Source organism: Kitasatospora sp. NPDC092286, from assembly GCF_044755565.1.
Classification (GTDB): domain Bacteria; phylum Actinomycetota; class Actinomycetes; order Streptomycetales; family Streptomycetaceae; genus Kitasatospora.
Window position 1 is genome coordinate 131,377 of sequence record NZ_JBIVRD010000007.1, and the last position, 19,705, is coordinate 151,081.

Annotated in this window: 18 protein-coding genes; 10 read left to right on the forward strand and 8 right to left on the reverse strand. The window is 74.2% G+C overall.

From position 1 onward, the window contains the following. Window positions 1-33 precede the first annotated feature (33 nt). Window positions 34-378, reverse strand: a complete 345-nt coding sequence (locus tag ACIQIB_RS09430) for an MGMT family protein (protein ID WP_400655130.1) — start codon at window positions 376-378, stop codon at window positions 34-36. Window positions 379-512: 134 nt separating this feature from the next. Here ACIQIB_RS09430 and ACIQIB_RS09435 point away from each other — a divergent pair, with 134 nt between their 5' ends. Then, window positions 513-3,275: a flippase-like domain-containing protein gene (locus ACIQIB_RS09435; RefSeq protein ID WP_400757421.1), complete on the forward strand. Its 2,763-nt coding sequence runs from the start codon at window positions 513-515 to the stop codon at window positions 3,273-3,275. 82 nt (window positions 3,276-3,357) lie between these two features. Here ACIQIB_RS09435 and moeZ read toward each other — a convergent pair whose 3' ends face one another. The 4 genes from moeZ to ACIQIB_RS09455 form a co-directional block, all read right to left on the reverse strand. Further along, window positions 3,358-4,536 carry an adenylyltransferase/sulfurtransferase MoeZ gene (moeZ, locus tag ACIQIB_RS09440; RefSeq protein WP_363610895.1) on the reverse strand — a complete coding sequence of 393 codons (1,179 nt, stop codon included), beginning with the start codon at window positions 4,534-4,536 and terminating at the stop codon, window positions 3,358-3,360. Between the two features lie 267 nt (window positions 4,537-4,803). Then, the gene (locus ACIQIB_RS09445; protein WP_363610893.1) at window positions 4,804-5,793 is read right to left on the reverse strand and encodes an NAD-dependent epimerase/dehydratase family protein; all 990 of its coding nucleotides are present in this window, start codon (window positions 5,791-5,793) and stop codon (window positions 4,804-4,806) included. A gap of 95 nt (window positions 5,794-5,888) precedes the next feature. After that, entirely contained in the window at window positions 5,889-6,680 is a 792-nt protein-coding gene (locus ACIQIB_RS09450; RefSeq protein ID WP_363610891.1) for a glycosyltransferase, read from the reverse strand. Window positions 6,681-7,060: 380 nt separating this feature from the next. After that, complete coding sequence (locus tag ACIQIB_RS09455) at window positions 7,061-7,990, reverse strand: alpha/beta fold hydrolase (RefSeq protein WP_400655123.1); 930 nt, start codon at window positions 7,988-7,990, stop codon at window positions 7,061-7,063. A gap of 221 nt (window positions 7,991-8,211) precedes the next feature. Here ACIQIB_RS09455 and ACIQIB_RS09460 point away from each other — a divergent pair, with 221 nt between their 5' ends. From ACIQIB_RS09460 to ACIQIB_RS09470, 3 genes are all read left to right on the forward strand, one after another. After that, a complete protein-coding gene (locus ACIQIB_RS09460) occupies window positions 8,212-8,874 on the forward strand; it encodes a TetR/AcrR family transcriptional regulator (protein ID WP_363610887.1) in 663 nt (220 codons plus the stop codon). A 132-nt stretch (window positions 8,875-9,006) separates the two neighbouring features. Beyond that, window positions 9,007-9,234, forward strand: coding sequence for a DUF3107 domain-containing protein (locus ACIQIB_RS09465; protein ID WP_363610885.1), 228 nt, complete (start codon window positions 9,007-9,009; stop codon window positions 9,232-9,234). Window positions 9,235-9,360: 126 nt separating this feature from the next. Then, entirely contained in the window at window positions 9,361-9,687 is a 327-nt protein-coding gene (locus tag ACIQIB_RS09470) for a hypothetical protein (RefSeq protein WP_363610883.1), read from the forward strand. 12 nt (window positions 9,688-9,699) lie between these two features. Here the strand turns inward: ACIQIB_RS09470 and ACIQIB_RS09475 are convergent, their stop codons facing one another. Then, entirely contained in the window at window positions 9,700-10,428 is a 729-nt protein-coding gene (locus tag ACIQIB_RS09475) for a ferritin-like fold-containing protein (protein WP_363610881.1), read from the reverse strand. A gap of 761 nt (window positions 10,429-11,189) precedes the next feature. Here ACIQIB_RS09475 and ACIQIB_RS09480 point away from each other — a divergent pair. The 5 genes from ACIQIB_RS09480 (at window position 11,190) to ACIQIB_RS09500 (ending at window position 16,407) form a co-directional block, all read left to right on the forward strand. Beyond that, window positions 11,190-12,953, forward strand: a complete 1,764-nt coding sequence (locus ACIQIB_RS09480; RefSeq protein WP_400757423.1) for a DEAD/DEAH box helicase — start codon at window positions 11,190-11,192, stop codon at window positions 12,951-12,953. Window positions 12,954-13,087: 134 nt separating this feature from the next. After that, window positions 13,088-13,972 (forward strand): alpha/beta fold hydrolase, encoded by an 885-nt coding sequence (locus ACIQIB_RS09485; protein ID WP_400757425.1) that lies wholly within the window; start codon window positions 13,088-13,090, stop codon window positions 13,970-13,972. Between the two features lie 406 nt (window positions 13,973-14,378). Beyond that, window positions 14,379-14,525, forward strand: a complete 147-nt coding sequence (locus tag ACIQIB_RS09490; protein ID WP_363610875.1) for a hypothetical protein — start codon at window positions 14,379-14,381, stop codon at window positions 14,523-14,525. A gap of 320 nt (window positions 14,526-14,845) precedes the next feature. Further along, the gene (locus ACIQIB_RS09495) at window positions 14,846-15,484 is read left to right on the forward strand and encodes a DUF6758 family protein (protein ID WP_363610873.1); all 639 of its coding nucleotides are present in this window, start codon (window positions 14,846-14,848) and stop codon (window positions 15,482-15,484) included. Window positions 15,485-15,546: 62 nt separating this feature from the next. Continuing rightward, complete coding sequence (locus ACIQIB_RS09500) at window positions 15,547-16,407, forward strand: PHP domain-containing protein (RefSeq protein ID WP_363610871.1); 861 nt, start codon at window positions 15,547-15,549, stop codon at window positions 16,405-16,407. Between the two features lie 71 nt (window positions 16,408-16,478). On the opposite strand, the gene ACIQIB_RS09505 is transcribed toward ACIQIB_RS09500, so the two are convergent. Then, window positions 16,479-17,144 carry a suppressor of fused domain protein gene (locus ACIQIB_RS09505; RefSeq protein ID WP_363610869.1) on the reverse strand — a complete coding sequence of 222 codons (666 nt, stop codon included), beginning with the start codon at window positions 17,142-17,144 and terminating at the stop codon, window positions 16,479-16,481. Between the two features lie 453 nt (window positions 17,145-17,597). On the opposite strand from ACIQIB_RS09505, the gene corA reads away from it, so the two are divergent. Next, on the forward strand, window positions 17,598-18,722 hold the full coding sequence (corA, locus tag ACIQIB_RS09510; protein ID WP_363610867.1) for a magnesium/cobalt transporter CorA: 1,125 nt from the start codon (window positions 17,598-17,600) through the stop codon (window positions 18,720-18,722). A 9-nt stretch (window positions 18,723-18,731) separates the two neighbouring features. Here corA and ACIQIB_RS09515 read toward each other — a convergent pair whose 3' ends face one another. Beyond that, a complete protein-coding gene (locus tag ACIQIB_RS09515) occupies window positions 18,732-19,655 on the reverse strand; it encodes a DMT family transporter (RefSeq protein WP_400757427.1) in 924 nt (307 codons plus the stop codon). Window positions 19,656-19,705: the final 50 nt, after the last annotated feature.

Below are 19,705 nucleotides of genomic sequence, written 5' to 3' on the forward strand. Positions count from 1 at the left end.
CGTCCGCGCACCCGGTTCCGGGAAGGTCCGGGGTCACCTGCCGTCCCAGCGGGCCCGCTTCAGGTCGACCCGGGGCGGGTCGGCGAGTTCGCGCAGCGGGGTGCCCTCCTCGCCGTAGTGGGCGAGGGCGCGGTGCTCGTGGCCGGGCAGGAACCGGCCGTCCGCGCGGATCACCCGCCACCAGGGCACGGCGCCGCCGTAGAGTGCCATGACCCGGCCGACCTGGCGGGGTCCGCCCTGGCCGAGGTATTCGGCGACGTCTCCGTAGGTCATCACCCGGCCGGGTGGAATCCGCTCGGTCAGGTCGAGCACCAGTTCGGCGAAGGGTGGCAGCGCGTCGTGGCCGCCGTCGTCGGTAGCGTCCGTCACCTGCGGCATTCTTCCCCATCCGGGCGCCCGGGAGGTCCGTCGTGGACGATCCGCCGCGCCCGATCCGCCCCCTGTCCAGCACGGGGCGCCGAGGCATGCCACCATCTTCGGGGCGGTGAGTGGTGATACGAGGACAAGACCAGATGACCGGGACGGCTGACGTGGGCGTGGACGAGGACTCCGACGAGTCCGCCGGCGCCGTGCCCGCACGTCCCGGCGGCGAGAGCGCCGCCGAGCCGTCACCGGAAGTCTCCCTGATCAAGGACCGGACGATCAAGACCCCCCAGCCGACCGGCCCCGAGGCCGGGCTGCCCGGGCCCGCACCCGAGCCGGCGACGACCGGTGTCCCGGCCCAGCAGCCCGCCCCCGGGCCGGCGCCCGCACCGTACGAACCGGCCGGGCCGCACGGGCCGCACGAGCCGTTGGACGACACCCCGCACCTGGACGTGGACGAGCCGCTGCTCGCCGCCCGGGCGCACCGCCCGTCCGATCTGATCCGCTTCCTGGCCGGCGTCTTCGGCATCGTCGCGGTGTTCGTCCTGGCCGGCGTCGCAACCTCGACCACCACCGGCATCGAGCTGGACATCGCCTCCAACGCGCCCCGGTTCTCCCCGGTGCTCTCCACCATCACCGGCCTGGTCTCCAGCGTCGCGGTGCTCGCCGTCCCGCTCGCCTTCGCGGTGGAGCGGCTGATCAAACGCGACGGCCTGCGGGTCGCCGACGGTGTGCTCGCCTCGGTGCTCGCCTACGGCGTCTCGCTGGGCATCGACTGGTGGGTCGCCGAGGGCGCCTCCGATCACATCCGGGACGCCCTCACCAGACTGCCGCTGGACAGCAACGGCACCCTCACCGACCCGGTGCACGGCTATCTGGCGCCGGTGATCGCCTATATGACCGCGGTCGGCATGTCGAGCCGGCCGCGCTGGCGGGTCGCCCTCTGGGTGGTGGTGATCTTCAGCGGGATCACCGAGCTGCTCGGCGGCTACACCACCCCGCTGTCCCTGCTGCTCACCGTGCTGATCGGCTGGTCCGTCGCCTACGGCACGCTGTACGCGATCGGCTCGCCGAACATCCGGCCCACCGGCCAGCACCTGATGATCGGCCTGCGCAAGGTCGGCTTCACCCCGGCCAGCGCCCACCGCGCTCCCGACGCGCCCGGCGGCACCCGCCGCTACTACGTCGCCCAGCAGAGCGGCCCGCCGCTGGACGTCCACATCATCGACCGCGAGCAGCAGGCCTCCGGCTTCTTCTACCGCGCCTGGCGGCGGCTGCGGCTGCGCTCGGTGGCCGTCCGCCGCAGCCCCCAGTCGCTGCGCCAGGCCCTGGAGCAGGAGGCGCTGATCGCCTACGCGGCGGCCGCCTCGGGCGCCCGCGCCCCGCAGCTGGTCGCCACCTCCGAGCTCGGTCCGGACGCCGCGATCCTGGTCTACGAGAACGTCGAGGGCCGCATCCTGGACGACCTCGGCGAGGGGGAGGTCACCGACCAGGTGATGGCCTCGCTCTGGGAGTCGGTCGCCGCCCTGCACGAGCGCCGGATCGCCCACCGCCGGCTCACCGGCGAGTCGCTGCTGGTCGTCGACGAGAAGGCGGCCTGCCTGGTCAACCTCTCCGGCGGCGACATCGCGGCCACCGATCTGACGCTGCGCATCGACATCGCCCAGCTGCTCACCACCTTCGCGCTGCGGATCGGCCCGGAGCGGGCGGTCGCCACCGCCAACGCCGTCCTCGGCGCCGAGCGGGTGGCGCAGGCGCTGCCGCTGCTCCAGCCGGTCGGCATGAGCCGCTCCACCAGGGTCGACCTGAAGAAGCTCACCAGGGAACGCAAGGCCGCCGCCCGGGCCCGGGCGCTGGAGCAGGTCGCCGCCGGCGAGCGCACCCAGCAGCAGGCCGAGGAGGACATCGCGGCGGCCGGCGAGGACCTGCTCAGCCGGCTCCGCGGCCAGATCCTCCAGATCGCCCCCGAGGCACCGACCGAGACGGCCAAGCTGGAACGGCTCAAGCCGAAGAGCCTGATCATGGTGATCGCGCTCACCTTCGCCGCCTATCTGGCCCTGACCACCATCAAGCCGGCCCAGCTCAAGCTCTCCCAGATGGACTGGGCCTGGGCTGCGGTGGCCCTGGCCGGCGCCGCGTTCAGCTACGTGGCCGCCTCGATGAGCCTGACCGGGTTCGTCCCGGAGAAGCTGCCGTTCCGGCGCACCGTCGCCGCCCAGCTGGCCGGGTCCTTCGTCAAGCTGGTCGCGCCCGCCGCGATCGGCGGCATCGCGCTGAACACCCGCTATCTGCAGAAGGCCGGCATCCGCTCCGGCCAGGCGGTCGCCTCCGTCGGCGCCTCCCAGCTGGCCGGGCTGGCCGGGCACCTGCTGCTGCTGTTCAGCTTCGGCCTGATCACCGGCAGCCAGACCAACGGCGACCTCTCCGCCTCCCGGGCGGTGATCATCGGGGTGCTGACCGCCGCCGTGCTCGCCCTGGTGGTCGCGGCCGTCGCCCCGCTGCGGCGGTTCGTGCTGAACCGGCTGCGCTCGCTGTTCTTCGGCGTGGTGCCCCGGATGCTCGACCTGATGCAGACCCCCAGGAAGCTGATCACCGGCTTCGGCGGCATCCTGCTGCTGACCCTGTCGTTCACCGCCTGCCTGGACGCCTCGGTGCAGGCCTTCGGCGGCAGCATCAGCTTCTCGGCGGTCGCAGTGGTCTTCCTGACCGCCAACGCGGCCGGTTCCGCGATCCCCACACCCGGCGGGATCGGCCCGGTGGAGGTGGCCCTGATCAGTGCCCTGACCTTCGCCGACGTGCCGGCCGCGGTCGCCACCCCGGCGGTCTTCCTCTACCGCGCGCTGACCTTCTGGCTGCCGGTGCTGCCCGGCTGGATCTCCTACAACGTGCTCCAGCGCAAGGGCGCGCTGTAGGTCCGCGCATGCGAAAGGGCCCGCCGGGAACGGCGGGCCCTTCGCGCGTCAGGCCTGGTACGTCAGGCCTGGTACGTCAGGCCTAGTAAACCGGCTTGTGCGGCTCGATCTGGCTCACCCAGCCGAGCACGCCGCCGCCGAGGTGCACGGCGTTGGCGAAGCCGGCCGCCTTCACCACGGCCAGCACCTCGGCCGAGCGCACGCCCGACTTGCAGTGCAGCACGATCTTCTTGTCCTGCGGCAGCGACTCCAGGGCGTCGCCCATCAGGAACTCGTTCTTCGGGATCAGCACCGCGCCGGGGATGTTGACGATCTCGTACTCACCGGGCTCGCGGACGTCGATCAGGAAGATGTCCTCCTTGTCGTCCTGCCACTGCTTGAGCTGCTTCGAGGTGATCGTCGAACCGGCGGCGGCGGCCTGCGCCTCCTCCGACACCACGCCGCAGAAGGCCTCGTAGTCGATCAGCTCGGTGACCGTCGGGTTCTCGCCGCAGAGCGCGCAGTTCGGGTCCTTGCGGACCTTCACCTGGCGGTAGGTCATCTCCAGGGCGTCGTAGATCATCAGCCGGCCGACCAGCGGCTCGCCGACCCCGGCCAGCAGCTTGATCGCCTCGGTGACCTGGATCGAGCCGATGGAGGCGCAGAGCACGCCCAGCACGCCGCCCTCGGCGCAGGACGGGACCATGCCGGCCGGCGGGGCCTCCGGGTAGAGGCAGCGGTAGCACGGGCCGTGCTCGGCCCAGAACACGCTCGCCTGGCCGTCGAAGCGGTAGATCGAACCCCACACGTACGGCTTGCCGAGCAGCACCGCGGCGTCGTTGACCAGGTAGCGGGTGGCGAAGTTGTCGGTGCCGTCGACGATCAGGTCGTAGCCGGAGAAGATCTCCATGACGTTGTCGTTGTCGAGGCGCTCCTCGTGGAGGATCACGTTGACGTAGGGGTTGATCTCCTTGACGGAGTCCCGCGCCGACTCGCCCTTGGAGCGGCCGATGTCCGACTGGCCGTGGATGATCTGCCGCTGGAGGTTGGACTCGTCCACCACGTCGAACTCGACGATGCCGAGCGTGCCGACACCGGCCGCGGCCAGGTACATCAGCGCGGGCGAGCCCAGGCCGCCGGCGCCGACACACAGCACCTTGGCGTTCTTCAGCCGCTTCTGCCCGGCCATGCCCACATCGGGGATGATCAGGTGGCGGGAGTACCTGCGGACCTCGTCGACGGTGAGCTCGGCGGCCGGCTCGACCAGGGGTGGCAGCGACACGGGGACTCCGATGGTCGTCGGTTCAGGTGGCCTGGGCCAACCTCTTGTGGCTTGTTGCTCCGCCACCGAGGTGGCTCTGCTACGCCAACAGTGTCATGCCGCCCCGGTATTCCGAGACAGCTCGTCCGACTGGCGAGACGGGCGGCACCGGATGGTGGGACCGCCCGCCGGCCCCGGGGCCCAGCAGGTCCGGGGCCCCGCGAAAGGGCCGCGGAAGAGCCGCGGCGGGCCGCCCGGCCCCGGCCGCCGCCCCGGACCGGCCCGCGCTCAGACCCGGCAGGCCGTCTCCAGCCAGACGTCCCCGAGCGACTCCTCCAGCGGCACCTGCGTCCGCCAGCCGAGACGGTCCCGGGCGGTCCGGACGTCCGCCTGCCGCCACGGCACCGGCTCGCCCGCCGGACCGCGCCCCTCGGCCGGCCGCGGCTCCGGCGCCCGGTGGCCCGGCAGATGGTGCCCGGGCAGGTGGTCGGCCGGTCCGGCGGACTGCGCGGGCAGCAGCATCTGCCGGTTCTCCTCCAGGACCGTCCCCTCGAAACCGGCCGCCCGGACCAGCAGCTGCGCCGCGTCCCGGGCCCGGACGGCGTGCCCGCTGCCGATGTTGATCACCCCGGTGGCCGCCGACACCGCCGCCGCCTGGATCGCCCGGGCGACGTCCCGGACGTCCACGAAGTCCCGGTAGCCGGACAGGTCCGGCATCCGCACCTGGGACTCCTCCCGCTCCAGCGCCCGGCGCAGGCCCTCGGCGAGCCGTCCGAACAGCGAGGCGGTCGGCGCGCCCGGGCCCACCACGTCGAACACCCGCAGCACGGCCGCGTCCAGCCCGGAGGCCAGCACCAGCTCCGTCCCGGCGAGCTTGGACACCCCGTACGGGCCCACCGGGCGCGGCTCGGCGCTCTCCGCCACCGGCACACCGCCCGGCACCGGCCCGTACTCCGCCGCCGAGCCGACGTGCACCAGCCGGGCCGGCTCCCGGCTGCGCCGGATCGCCTCGCAGACGGTGGCCACCGCCAGCGTGTTCGCCCGGATCAGGGTGCGCGAGCTGCCGTAGGTGGCGCCCGCGCAGTTGATCACCACCTGGGGCGCGACCGCGTCCAGGAACCGGGCCAGCGCGCCCGGACTGCCGGTGGTCAGGTCGAAGCGGATGTCGGCGGAGTCACGCCGGCCGAGCACCGTCACCTGCAACTCCTGGTCCATGAGCAGACGATCGGTGACCCGACGGCCGATAAAGCCGTCGGCGCCCAGCAGCAGCACCCTCATCGGGGGTGTCCTTCCACGAAGCGAGGTCGGTACGACCTGGCGGACAGAATGAACAACAGGACAGTGGATCGGTGGCGGCGCCGGCGCGGGCCCGGTCAGCGGTGCGGGCCGGCCCGGCCCAGCGCGAGCAGCGCGAGCCAGAGCGCGGGAGCGGCGAGCGCGCCCGGCGCGGCGGCCGGCCGGTACCCGGTGGGCCGGGCGAACGGGCGCGAACGCTCCCCGGCCCCGCCGTCGGCCCCGGCCGCCGGGAAGGCCGGCCACCGCGAGACCGGCTCCGGGCAGATCTCGCGGAACGCGCCGACCACCCGTTCCACGGCGAAGCGTTCCTGCGCCCTCAGCCGCCCGGCCGACCCCGGCCGGGACCCCCGCTCCTCGTCCCGCGGCAGCGCCGGGCAGGCACCCGCCGGCGCGTCCGGATCCCGGGGCGGGACCAGCGGCCCGGTCGGCCCAGCCGCCTCGCGTGCCACCCCCACATCGGTGGGGACCACCGCCCGACCGCTGAGCATCGCGTCCGCCGGCAGCCGCGGACCGCGCGGGGCGAGCGCCGAGAAGACGACCACGGTGCCACCCTCCCAGGCCCGCGCCGACGATGCGGGCCGTCCGGCGAATTCCACCGCCCCGGCCACTCCCGGCCGGCCGGCCACGGCCTCGCGGTGCGCCCGGTGGCCGGGCGCCGTCTCCTCACCGTGGATCACCGGCCGCGCCGCGGGCCGCCCGGCCCGGACCCGGGCGAAGGCGTACGGCACCGGCTCGGCGTCCCGGCCCGCCCCCGGCGCGGGCAGCGCCGCGCCGCCGCCCGCCAGATGGCAGAGGCCCACCGCGGCCAGGCCGCCGGAACCACGCCGGGAATACAGGCGGGCACCCTCGGTGAGCAGGGCTATGCGCACGGGAGACCTCCAGAGCAGAGCGGGATCGACGGATTGCTTGAGCGGCCTGGGCGGCCACCCGGAATGGCCCCGCGACCGGCCCGGGAACGGCCCGGGGCCGAGGGGCCCGGTCGGCCGGCGGCATCGCGGCCCGGCCGGGGTGCCGCCGGCCGGCGGGGCGGCCGCCCGGCGGTCACCTCCGACCCGCCGTCACCCTGCGTACGGCCGCCCTCCGGATCCTCCGGCTGCCGCGACGCCCCCACATGTGTTCGGTCCGACAGCAGAAAGGTAGGACCGGCCCCCGGCGATCCATCGGTCACATGCCTGGCTGCCACCTGAACGAGTGAACCCGCGTGACCTCGCCCGGGCCGGGGCGTTGGGGCTCTCCCGCTCCGGGCGGGTCAGCCGCGCCCGAGCAGCTCCCGGACCGCGCGCGCCACCTGCTCGGGGTGCTCCATCATCGCCACGTGCCCCGAGTCCGGCAGCACCAGCAGCCGGGCGTCCGCGAACGCCGCGCAGGCCCGCCGCGCCGAGCGGTAGGAGACCAGCTTGTCCCGCAGCCCGTACACCAGCAGCACCGGCACCCGCACCTGCTCGGCCTGCCGCCAGAGCGACTGGTCGCCGCGCTCGGTGTAAGCCGAAACGATTCCGCGCGCCGACCCGGTCAGCGCCCGCATCGCGTACGGCACCGCCAGTCGGCTCCGGTACTCGGCCACCGCCGCGGCCCGGGCGGCCTCGGACAGGCCGTCCGGGTCTCCGTAGACCAGCCTCAGCAGTTCCTCGGTGGCGGCCTCGGGGGCCCGCCCCTTCGACGGCAGCCGGCGCAGCAGCGCGGGGACCCCGGGCACCGCGAGCAGCCCGGTCGGCCAGGCCGTGCGCTGCGGCGGCAGTTCGGGCAGCGCGGGCGAGATCAGGGTGAGGCTGCGCACCAGGTCGGGGCGGAGCGCGGCGAGCCGGACGGCGACGGCCCCGCCCAGCGAGTTGCCGAACAGGTGCACCGGACCGCGCCCGGCCGCCTCCAGGTGGCCGATCACCGCGCGGACGTGGCCGGAGACGGTCAGGTTGCCGTCGGCCGGCGGAGCGGACCGGCCGAAGCCGGGCAGGTCCACGGCCTCACCGTCGACCAGGCCGCCGAGGCGGTCCATCAGCGCCGTCCAGTTGGCCGCCGAGCCGCCGAGCCCGTGCACGAAGAGCGCCGGCTCCCGCCCGTCCGCGCCACCACCGTCACCGCCGGGCCGGTGCGCCGCCGGCACCGGACCGGGGACCTCGACCGTGCGGAGCGGCCCGGGCCGCCCTGCCTCCGTCCGTACCTGCTGCTCAGCGCTGCTCATGGTGGACGATGGTAGTGAGACGCCACCCCGCGCCCCCGGGCCCGGGCCGCCCTCCCGGCCGACGTCACACCACTGCCGTCAGCCGTGGTCAGCGCCGTATTGTGGGCTCCTGACAAGGGGGCTCGGTGCTTTTCTCACGCTCGCCAAGCGCGAAGGTGGTTACCGAAAAGTAGAATCGGTCATCTTGCCAGCCCCGAACAACCCGTGAAGTGAGGAGCGCCGTGACGGCCATCCAGGAGGCGCAGGAGCGCCCGCGCGGTGCCCGCCTGCCGCGAAGCGCCCGCCGTGAACAACTGCTCGGTGCCGCCCAGGAGGTGTTCGTCGCGCAGGGTTACCACGCGGCCGCCATGGACGACATCGCCGACCGCGCCGGGGTCAGCAAGCCGGTGCTGTACCAGCACTTCCCCGGAAAGCTGGAGCTCTACCTGGCGCTGCTGGACAAGCACTGCGACGCCCTGGTCGAGTCGACCCGCGCGGCGCTGGCCGCGACCACCGACAACAAGCAGCGGGTGGCCGCGACCATGGAGGCGTACTTCAACTACGTCTCCAGCGAGTCCGGCGCCTTCCGGCTGGTCTTCGAGTCGGACCTGACCAACGAACCGGCCGTGCGCGAGCGCGTCGAGCGTGCCTCGGACGCCAGCGCGACCCTGGTCAGCAAGGTGATCCAGGAGGACACCGACCTGCCGGAGGCCGAGTCCAAGCTGCTCGCCGCCGGGGTCTGCGGCCTGGCCCAGATCACCGCCCGCTACTGGCTCTCGCAGGGGCTGGAGATCCCCCGCGACGAGGCGGTCCGGCTGGTCGCGAGCCTGGCCTGGCGCGGTCTGAAGGGCTTCCCGATGCATCCCGTCGCCGAGGCCGCGGAGGCGGCGGGCGAAGAGCGGTGATGCGCTGACCTTCGCCTCGGCGCTGATCGTGTGCTCTATGGTGAAGCCGTACGGCGCGGTCGTCGCGAACGCTTGTCCCAGGCGGTCCGGTGCCCGTGCGTGGATGGCTGCAACCCCGGAGGGACGGAAGCCGTGGAGGTCAAGATCGGCGTGCAGAACGCGCCGCGCGAGATCGTGATCGAGAGCTCGCAGACTGCCGAAGAGGTCGAGAGCGCGATCGCCAAGGCGCTGGAGGGCACCTCGAAGCTCTTCTCGCTGACCGACGAGCACGGCCGCCGCGTCATCGTCCCGGCCGAGCGCCTGGCGTACGTGGAGATCGGCGAGTCGGCGGCCCGCAAGGTCGGGTTCGGCACCAGCTGAGACGCTGCCCGGTGCCCCGCCCCCTCACCGAGGGGGCGGGGCACCGCTGCGTGTACGGCCGGGTCATCAGGGGTAGGGCGACAGTGCGGCCGTCCGCACGCCGCACCCGCACCCCGGGAGGCAGCCTTGCTGGTCGAGTCGATCGCCTTCGTCCTCATCGGCCTGATCGTCGGCTCGGCCGCGCTGCTCGCACTGCCCGCCCACTTCCCGGCCGGCCGGGGGCTGACGATCGGGACGGCGCTGGTGGCGGCCCTGGTCAGCGGGGTGATCACGCACTTCACCCTGAACGGCGGGTACCCGGCGGTGACGCTCGGCGTCTCGGCCGTCGTCTCCGCCCTGCTCACCTCGGTACTGGCCCGGCCCGACCTGGCGGCCGGGCGGGCGCCGGCCCACCGGCACCGCCCCCACCGCCCGGGCGCGCACCGCGCGCAGCGGCGCCACCGGCCTGCCTGACGGGGCGCGGTCTCAGGAGGCGAGGCCCAGCGCGGCCATCCGCTTGGTGTGCGCCTCGGTGATCCGGTTGAACATCTTGCCGACCTCGACCAGGTCGAAGCCCTGCAGCTGCACACCGCCGACCAGCAGGTTGGAGAGCGCGTCCCGCTCCGCGACCACCCGCTGGGCCTGGCTCAGCGCCTCGCCCATCAGCCGTCGGCCCCAGAGCGCGAGCCGGCCGCCGGCCCGCGGGTCCGCCTCGATGGCCTGGCGGACCTTGTCGACGGCGAACTGGGCGTGCCCGGTGTCCGACATCACGCCGAGCACCAGGTCGCGGGTGTCGTCGTCCAGCCGGACGGCCACCTCGCGGTAGAAGTCGGTCGCGATCGCGTCGCCGACGTAGGCCTTGACCAGGCCCTCCAGCCAGTCCGAGGGCGCGGTCATCCGGTGGAAGAGCTCCAGCGGCTCGACGAACGGCCGCATCGCCTCCTGCGGGTCCGCGCCCACCTCGGCGAGCCGGTCGTGCAGGCGCTGGTAGTGCTGGAACTCGGCGGAGGCCATCCGGGCCAGCGCCGCCTTGTCGGCGAGGTCGGGCGCGAGCTTGGCGTCCTCGGCGAGCCGCTCGAAGGCGCTCAGCTCGCCGTACGCGAGGGCGCCGAGCAGGTCCAGCACGGCCGCCCGGTATCCCGGATCGGCCGAGCGGGCCGCCCAGTCCCCGATCGAACCGGCCGCGTCGTCCTGCGTCTCACCATGGGTCTCCATGACCTGCCACCTTAGTCCGGCCCGCCCTGCGGTACACGTCTCCGGCCGCCGCCGCGGGCTCCCCGGCCCGGCCCCGCCCCCGGTCGCCCGGGCCGGCCGCCGGCGCCTCCGCCCCAGGACCACCACCGAAAAGTTCCGCCCCGGACACCCGCCGCTCACCCCGGTGTCAGAAGCGTCACGTGTTCGAGTCGTCGCGTGACTGTATGGTGGTAGGGAGGCCCGTAGTGCTCGCACGGTGTCACCGCCGTCTCGGTGCGCCGGGCAAGCCCGCTCCGTAACGGCACCGTCCATCAGGACGTGTCCGTACCGGAAGCCGGGTACTCACGTACGCGGATGCCCGGTCGGAGAGCCGATCGGCTCCGACCATGGCTTGGACTTCAAGCCTTGGCACCGCATCAGTGGCCGAGCGAGGGCCGCCGCGGACCGCGCCGCCAGGCGAAGGTCCCGCGCAGGTCCCTCACGGGAATCCTCCCCGACGCCGCCGGCGACGCGCCCCGTACCGGGCCGCGCGGACCGGCCGGCCGCAGGGACCGGCGCGGTTGTGCGTCCGCGCAGCTGTATTCAGGGCCGTCCAGGCCCGTACGCAGCCGCGCGGCTGCCCGCCCGCCGCTCGCTCTCGGCCCCTCCCACACGGAAGAGGCAGCACCCTGTCCACCACCGCTGAACCCATCAAGACGACGTTCCGGGATCTGGGGATCCTCCCGGAGACCGCCGAGGCGCTCGAGTCCGTCGGCATCGTCCATCCCTTCCCCATCCAGGAGATGACCCTCCCGGTCGCGCTGACCGGTCACGACGTCATCGGCCAGGCCAAGACCGGCACCGGCAAGACGCTCGGTTTCGGCCTCCCGCTGATCGAGCGGGTCGTCGTCCGGGCCGACATCGACGCCGGCCGGGCCACCGAGGAGCAGCTCTCCGAGTCCCCGCAGGCGCTGATCGTCGTCCCGACGCGTGAGCTGTGCACCCAGGTCACCAACGACCTGCAGACCGCCGGCAAGGTGCGCGACGTCCGCGTGCTGGCCGTCTACGGCGGCCGGGCGTACGAGCCGCAGGTCGAGGCCCTGAAGAAGGGCGTCGACATCGTCGTCGGCACCCCGGGCCGCCTGCTGGACCTCGCCGGGCAGAAGAAGCTGAACCTGTCCACGGTCCGCGCGCTCGTCCTGGACGAGGCCGACGAGATGCTCGACCTGGGCTTCCTGCCCGACGTCGAGAAGATCCTCACCATGCTGCCCGCCAAGCGGCAGACCCTGCTGTTCTCGGCCACCATGCCGGGCCAGGTGATCAGCCTCGCCCGCCGGTACATGAACCAGCCGACCCACATCCGGGCCGCTGCCCCGGACGACACCGGCCACACCGTCGCCAGCGTCGACCAGCACATCTTCCGGGCGCACTCGCTCGACAAGGTGGAGATGGTCTCGCGCATCCTGCAGGCCGACGGCCGCGGGCTGGCGATGATCTTCTGCCGCACCAAGCGCACCGCCGCCGACGTCTCCGACCAGCTCACCCAGCGCGGCTTCGCGGCCGGCGCGGTGCACGGCGACCTCGGCCAGGGCGCGCGCGAGCAGGCCCTGCGGGCGTTCCGCAACGGCAAGGTCGACGTCCTGGTCTGCACCGATGTCGCCGCCCGCGGCATCGACGTCGAGGGCGTCACGCACGTCATCAACTACCAGTGCCCCGAGGACGAGAAGACCTACCTGCACCGGATCGGCCGCACCGGCCGGGCCGGCGCCTCCGGCACCGCCGTCACGCTGGTGGACTGGGACGACATCCCGCGCTGGCAGCTGATCAACAAGGCGCTGGACCTGTCGTTCAACGACCCGGAGGAGACCTACTCCACCTCGGCGCACCTGTACGAGCTGCTGAAGATCGCCCCGGGGACCACCGGCGTGCTGCCCCGCTCCGAGCGGACCCGCGCCGGCCTGGGCGCGGAGGAGGTCGAGGACCTCGGCGAGACCGGCGGGCGCGGTTCGCGTTCGGCGGCCGGCCGGGGCCGTGGCGGTAACGGCGGCGGTAACGGTGGCGGTGGCACCCGGGGCGGCTCCGGCCGGACCGGTACGGCCACCGCCGAGGCCGTCGAGGAGAAGCCGGCCCGCCGCACCCGTGAGCGCCGGCGCACCCGTGGCGGCTCCGCCGTCGAGGGCGACGCGGTGGTGGAGAGCCCGGCCGGCGCCGCTTCGGCGGTCGAGGCCCCGGCCGCTCCTGCCGTCGAGGGCGCCGAGGGCGAGGCCGCTCCGCGCCGCCGCCGTCGCCGCCCGCGCGGCACCGCCGCCGCCGGCGAGGGCACGGCCGTCACGGTGACCGAGGCGCCCGCCGAGGCTCCGGCCGCCGCGGTCGCCGCCGTCGCCGTCGCCGAGGAGAAGCCGGCCACCAAGCCGCGGACCCGCAGCCGGGCCAAGGCGAAGGCCGAGACCGCCGTCGAGGCCGCGCCCGAGGCCACCGCGGACGCCCCGGCCGAGGCCGCCGCCCCGCGCCGCCGCACCCGCACCCGCCGCCCGGCCGCCGCCACCGAGGCGACCCCGGAGAGCTGACGCACCGCCCCGGAGGGGACGGGCCGGTCCGCGACCGGCCCGTCCCCTTCGGCGTTCCCCGCCGCGCCGGGCCCGCCGGGCAGGCCCTAAGCTCGGGTTACCGGCCAGTCGCATGCCCCTGAGGAGATCCGCCCATGAGCACGCCGCCGTTCCTCACCCTTCCCTCCTGCGCGCGTGCGCTGCGGATCGCGACCGCCCGCGGGGAGTTCGCCGCGCTGCGGGCCGAGCCGGCCGGGGAGGTACGGGGGGCGGCGCTGCTGGTGCCCGGCTTCACCGGCAGCAAGGAGGACTTCATCGCGCTGCTGGAGCCGCTGGCGGCGGCCGGCCACCGGGTGACCGCGGTCGACCAGCGCGGCCAGTACGAGACCGGCGGTCCCGACGACCCGGCCGGCTACGCCGTGTCCGCGCTGGGCGCGGACGTCCGGGCGCTGTCCGCGGCCCTGCTGGCCGAGGGCGGCCCCGGGGGCGGACCGTTGCACCTGCTCGGCCACTCCTTCGGCGGCCAGGTGGCCCGGGAGGCCGTCCTGGGAGCCGGGGCGGGCCCGCTGCCGTGGCGCTCGCTGACGCTGATGTCCACCGGCCCCGGCCCGATCGAGCCGGGCGAGGCGGCGCGCACCAAGCTGCTGATCGACGTGCTGCCGACGATGAGCCTGGAGGAGATCTGGCAGGTGCTCCAGCAGCTGGAGGAGGGCGCCGGCGACCGGGAGCGGCGCCCGTCCGCGGAGGTCGCGGAGTTCCTGCACCGCCGCTGGGTGGCCAATGTGCCACAGGCGCTGAGCACCACCGGTGCCCATCTGATCTCCGCGCCGGACCGGGTGGACGAGCTGGCCGCGACCGCCGCCGTCCTGCCCGCCCTGGTGCTCTCCGGCGTGCGGGACTACGCCTGGCCGGTGCCGGAGCAGACCCGGATGGCCGAGCGGCTGGGCGCCCGCCGGGTGGTCGTCGAGGACGCCGGGCACTCCCCCAACGCGGAGCGGCCGGCCGCGACCGCCGAGGCGCTGCTGGACTTCTGGGCCTGAGCCCGCCGGGGCCCGGACCGGACCGGTCTGGACCACTCGTGACCACTCCGGGCCCTCCGTTGTTCGATCAACTTCGGGCGGCACAGAGGACAAAATTCGTTAGTTGCGGTAATATTTGATTCTGTCCGGGAATCATCGTCGACATCGACGTCGGCGCGAGTCAGCCGAAACCAGGACTTTACGGACGGGCAACGGCCCGGTAGCACCGCCACGTCACCGTGGTTCATGAGGCACCAGACGCACTTGGCAAGCAGGGGGGAGCCCTTTGCCGCAGCAGATCGTCGACCGTTCGACCCGACAGATCGCACAGATCCGACCGATGCGACGGATCCGACAGTCCCCGAGTGGGCTGATATCGAGTCAGCCACGACCGCCCCGCCCGACGGGGCCAGGAAAGGAGAGGCCCATGCGCTTCGAGATCCTCCGACTGGACGACGCCCACGGTGGCGCCACCAACCCCCTGATCGCCGATGCCGAGACCGTCCGCGAGGTCGTCCAGGCCGCCGCCCACACCGGCGAACGCCTGCTGATCCGTCCGTGCCCGACCGTCTGACCCAGCGCGGCGCCTCCGACCGGGAGCCCTCACCCGCCGCCGAAGAGCCGGGAGCGTCCGATCCCGACGTTCCGATACCCGACTGACGCCCTGTCACCGCAACCGACGATGACGGGGCGTCAGTGCGTCCGGGGCCGCCCCGCTCCGTCCACCGGGCGCGGACCGGCCGACGTTTGCCGCCGCCCGCCGCTGGACATCCCCTAGCGGGAGCCGCCCACGCCGCGCCGGCCCGGGCGCCCGCCAGCGACAGGTGCCGCCGAGCCCTCCGTACGGGTGATCGTCCTTGACGCGGCGGTCCGGAGGGAGGAGCGTTGTCGGCTATGAGGGGCGAGCCAAGCTGCCCGAGGTGCGCCGGTCGGGTGCGCGCCCCCGGTCTGTTCTCAGACACCTGGCAGTGCGACCGGCACGGAGCCGTGCATCCGATGCAGCCGGTGCTGCCTCCGAGCGTGGAGGCGCTGAACGTCGCCGTCGCCCGTTCGCAGGTCCCCGTCTGGCTGCCCTGGCCACTGCCGGTCGGCTGGCTCTACACCGGTATCGCGCACGTCGGTGACGATGTCTCGGGCGCCCGGGCCACCGCCGTCGCCTGCTCGGGCCCGGCGCCGCTCGGCGGTTTCGGCGAGCTGGTGCTGGTCGCCGAGGAGCTGGGCGTCGGGCTCGGTGCCCGGTACGCGGGGCTGGCCGGGCCGGATCCGGGCGAGACCGTCGCGCTCTACAAGCCCGCCGACGCCAAGCTGATGGCGGCCGGACGGCCCACCCCGATGTTCCACGTCCCGGACGCCCCGGCCGACCGCGCGGTCTTCGTCGGCGAGGCCCGGGGCCTCTGGCTCTGGGCGGTGGCCTGGCCGGAGCAGTCGGCCCTGGTGATGTACGACGAACTGGTGCTCACCGACCTGCGCGAGGCCGGCGCCGAGCTCGACCTGCTGCCCTGCGGGGCGCTCTCCCCCCGCCTGTTCGGCTGACCGGCGGCCGCCGCGTCTATCCTGGGCGGCACCCGCGAGCGTCCACCCCAGGAGAGCACTCCGTGCGCATCGACCTGCACGCCCACAGCAACGCGTCCGACGGCACCGACAGCCCGGCGGAGCTGGTCAGGGCGGCCGTCGCCGCGGGCCTGGACGTGGTCGCGCTCACCGACCACGACACCGTGGCGGGCCACGCCGAGGCCGCCGGGGCGGTGCGCGCGCTGCCGGCCGGGGCCCGGCTGACCCTCGTCCCGGGCGCCGAACTGTCCTGCGTGGTGGACGGCATCAGCATGCATCTGCTGGCCTACCTGTTCGACCCGGCCGAGCCGGAGTTCGCGCGCGAGCGCGAGCTGGTCCGCACGGACCGGTTCCGGCGCGGGCGGGCGATCGTCGAGCGCTGCCGCGCCCTGGGCGCGGACATCAGCTGGGAGCAGGTCGAACGGATCGCGGGCACCGGCTCGGTGGGCCGGCCGCACATCGCCAGCGCGCTGGTCGAGGCGGGCGTGGTGGCGACCGTCTCGGACGCCTTCACCGCCGACTGGCTGGCCAACGGCGGCCGGGCGGACGTCCGCAAGCACGAGACCGACCCGGTCACGGCGGTCCGGCTGGTCCGGGCGGCCGGCGGGGTGCCGGTCTTCGCCCACCCGGGCGCGGTCAAGCGCGGCCGGACCGTCTCCGACCAGGTGATCGCCGATCTCGCGGCGGCCGGCCTGGCAGCGCTGGAGGTCGACCACATCGACCACGACGAACCGGCCCGGGCCCGGCTGCGCGCGCTGGCCGCCGAACTCGGCCTGCTGACCACCGGCTCCAGCGACTACCACGGCACCCGCAAGACCGTGCGGCTCGGCGAGCACACCACCGACCCGGCCGTCTACGAGGCGCTGCTGGCCCAGGCCACCGGCGCGAAGCCGATCGGCGGCTGACCGCTCACGCGGGCGTACGGGGGCACCGGGCGTGGTGCGGCCGACGCCCCGCGCCCCCGGCTGACCGGCCGTCAGTCCAGCGGGACGCCGCGCCGCTCCGGGTCGCGCAGATCGGTGCCGTGCTTCAGCCAGCGCTCCTCCAGCGCGGCCGCGCCGTGCACCCGCTTCCAGCCGGCCTCGTTGGGCGTCATCGGCAGCAGCGGCAGGAAGCGGACCGGGTCGGCCGGCCCCTCCAGCTCCAGGTCGGCCACCAGACCGCCCGGTTCGGCGGCCAGTACGGAGGTGAACGGCGCGCCGTCCCAGAGCGGGGCGCCGAGGTCCAGCGAGCCGCCGGGGGCCACCACCAGGCCCTCCACCTGCGGCGTCGCGGCGAAGGTGGCCAGCGAGCGGAGCACGCTGTCGCGGCCCCCGCGGACCGTCAGCACCAGTTCGACGCGCGGGCCGCGCACCTGGTCGGCGACCGGTGCGGCCGGGTCGGCCATCGGCGCGGCGGACATCCCGAGCGTCGCGTAACGGACCAGCCCCTCGGCGTCCGGGCCGAAGCGCAGCACCTCGATCCGGTCCGCGCCGAGGAAGGTGACCGCGGCACGGCCACCGGGCTCGCCGAAGGCGGTCAGCAGCCGGGCCTCCACGGCGGCCAGCACCGCCTCCCGGGAGGCGCCGTGCGGGCTGCCGTGAGGGTCCTCCCAGCCGGAGGCCGGGGGGAGATCGCCGAAGGGCGGGAAGTCGTGCGCCATGCCGGTGAGCGTAACCCGGCGCACCCCCGCGGTTGGCACGGCCGCCACCGGAACGCCCCAGCGCCGACAGCCGGTCAGATGTTAGTGTGAGCGACTGGCCACCGGGGATCCTTACCTCCGGGGCAGCGGCGTGAAGGAGGTGGTTGCGGTGGATACCAGCCGACCATGCAGTACCGGCAGCTCTACCCGGCCCGGACGCCTTCCCCGTACCCCTCGCCACGCAGGCTGAAACAACAGCAGCAGCTGGAACAGCCGCGTCCGTCGAGATGACCGAGGCAAGTGTCGGGCCGGCCGGGAGAGCACCCCACCGACGCCCGGTCGCTCCACCACGTGCCCCAGCAAGGCCGAGGACCGACCGCAGGCGCCGGAATCCATCGGTGTTCCTCGCCGTCGCACCACGGCCCTTCCGCCACCGCGCCGCCGTGCGACGGCTCCTGCCCAAGGGAGCCTGCCATGTCGATGATCAACAGCCTGCGCGCCGCCGTCCGCACCAACCGCCGCCGCACCGCGGCCGGCCTGTTCGACTCGATCCACCCGGACCGGTCCGCCTCCTCCGTGGTGGACTGCGCGGTCTACCAGCACGGCCGCCGCCACGGCGAGAGCTGCAGCCCGCGCGAGGCGGCCCGCCAGGTCAAGGCCTCGCAGCAACTGCCCGAGGGCTCCGGGTCGTTCAGCTGGATCGGCCTGCACGAGCCCACCGAGGCCGAGTTCGAGGGCATCGCCCAGCGCTTCGGCCTGCACCCGCTCGCGGTCGAGGACGCCGTCCACGCGCACCAGCGGCCCAAGGTCGAGCGGTACGACGACGTGCTGTTCGCCGTCTTCAAGACGATCCGCTACGTCGAGCACGACCAGCTCACCCCGACCAGCGAGGTGGTCGAGACCGGCGAGCTGATGGTCTTCGCCGGGCGGGACTTCGTGATCACCGTCCGGCACGGCGGACACAGTTCACTGCAGGAACTGCGGCACCGTCTGGAGGCCGACGCGGACGGCGCCGGGCTGCTCGCCAAGGGCCCGTCCGCCGTGCTCCACGCCATCGCCGACCACGTGGTGGACAACTACCTGCTGGTCGCCGACCGGCTGCAGACCGACGTGGACGAGATCGAGTCCGACGTCTTCTCCAACAAGGGCGGCCGGGGCACCGACGTCGGCCGGGTCTACCAACTCAAGCGCGAGGTACTGGAGTTCAAGCGGGCGGTGGCACCGCTGCTGCGCCCGATGCAGCAGCTCTCCGAGCCGCTCCAGCGCCTGGTCGACCCGGACATCCAGAAGTACTTCCGGGACGTCGCCGACCACCTCGCCCGGGTCACCGAGCAGGTGCACGGCTTCGACGAACTGCTGAACTCGCTGCTCCAGGCCAACCTGGCACAGGTCTCGGTGGCGCAGAACGAGGACATGCGCAAGATCACCGCCTGGGCGGCGATCTTCGCCGTCCCCACCATGATCACCGGCGTCTACGGCATGAACTTCAAGTACATGCCCGAGCTGGACACCAAGTACGGCTACCCGGTGGTGCTCAGCGGGATCGTCATCGTCTGCATCGGGATGTACCGGGGCTTCCGCCGCAACGGCTGGCTCTGAAGCCGTCGCCTACCTCCGGCCGCCCCGCGCGACCAGGACCAGACCGAGCAGGATCAGCACCACCGCCGGGTACGCGGCCGCCGGGGGCCACTGGCCCAGCCAGACGGCCGCGATCAGCGCGGCGCCCGGCGTCTCCAGCAGGATCGCGGTCGAGGTGACGGACGGGCCGAGCGTGCGCACCACCCGGTTGCTGAGCGAGTGGCCGAGCAGCTGGGCGGTGACCATCAGCAGCACGATCTGCCACCAGACCCCGGCCGGCCAGCCCGTCATCGGCGTCCCGGCGGCCAGGCAGACCACCAGCAGCACCGCCGCCGTGGTGGCGTAGCAGACCAGCGTGTACGCGGTGGTGCTCACGGTCCTGCGGACCTCCGCACCCAGCAGCAGGTACCCGGCCGCCGCCAGTCCGGCGCCGAGCGCCAGCGCGTCGCCGAGCAGCGCGCGGGGCGAGAGCGAGAGGTCCACCCCGGTGAGCACCAGCACCCCGGCGAAGGCCACGCACGTCCCGGTCCAGACCGGTCGGGGCGCCCGCACCCCGAGCAGCCGCTGCAGCAGGATCGTCCAGAGCGGGGTGGTGGTCACCAGCGCGGTCGCCGAGGCCACCGAGGTCATCCGCAGGCTCGGCATCCAGAGCGCGAAGTGCACGGCGAGCAGCACACCGGCCGCCACCGCCAGCAGCAGCGCCCGCCGGCCGATCCCGCGCAGCTCCGCCCGGTGCCGCAGCAGCGCGTACGGGCCGAGCACGCCGACCGACATGACGTTGCGCCAGAACGCGATCGCCAGGGCGGGCGCGGCGGTGGCGCTGATCAGCGGCGCGGAGAGCGAGATGCCCGCGACGGAGACCGCGAGCAGCAGCAGGTCGAGGGTGGGCAGCGGGTGCGACGGCGCCGGGGCGGTGCGGACGGGGGCTGCGGTCTCGGACCGGGCGGCGGGCACGGCGCTCCTTCGGCTCGTGGCGGGGGCGGACACCCCGGAGGGGCGCTCCC

What these genes read in the sequence shown, in the direction of transcription:
- ACIQIB_RS09445 (WP_363610893.1), bottom strand. Translation starts at nt 5,793, where the DNA reads ATGAGGGTGCTGCTGCTGGGCGCCGACGGCTTTATCGGCCGTCGGGTC.
- ACIQIB_RS09495 (WP_363610873.1), top strand. Translation starts at nt 14,846, where the DNA reads ATGAGGGGCGAGCCAAGCTGCCCGAGGTGCGCCGGTCGGGTGCGCGCC.
- ACIQIB_RS09475 (WP_363610881.1), bottom strand. Translation starts at nt 10,428, where the DNA reads ATGGAGACCCATGGTGAGACGCAGGACGACGCGGCCGGTTCGATCGGG.
- ACIQIB_RS09505 (WP_363610869.1), bottom strand. Translation starts at nt 17,144, where the DNA reads ATGGCGCACGACTTCCCGCCCTTCGGCGATCTCCCCCCGGCCTCCGGC.
- ACIQIB_RS09435 (WP_400757421.1), top strand. Translation starts at nt 513, where the DNA reads ATGACCGGGACGGCTGACGTGGGCGTGGACGAGGACTCCGACGAGTCC.
- ACIQIB_RS09485 (WP_400757425.1), top strand. Translation starts at nt 13,088, where the DNA reads ATGAGCACGCCGCCGTTCCTCACCCTTCCCTCCTGCGCGCGTGCGCTG.
- ACIQIB_RS09455 (WP_400655123.1), bottom strand. Translation starts at nt 7,990, where the DNA reads ATGAGCAGCGCTGAGCAGCAGGTACGGACGGAGGCAGGGCGGCCCGGG.
- corA (WP_363610867.1), top strand. Translation starts at nt 17,598, where the DNA reads ATGTCGATGATCAACAGCCTGCGCGCCGCCGTCCGCACCAACCGCCGC.
- ACIQIB_RS09480 (WP_400757423.1), top strand. Translation starts at nt 11,190, where the DNA reads ATGACCCTCCCGGTCGCGCTGACCGGTCACGACGTCATCGGCCAGGCC.
- ACIQIB_RS09490 (WP_363610875.1), top strand. Translation starts at nt 14,379, where the DNA reads ATGCGCTTCGAGATCCTCCGACTGGACGACGCCCACGGTGGCGCCACC.
- ACIQIB_RS09430 (WP_400655130.1), bottom strand. Translation starts at nt 378, where the DNA reads ATGCCGCAGGTGACGGACGCTACCGACGACGGCGGCCACGACGCGCTG.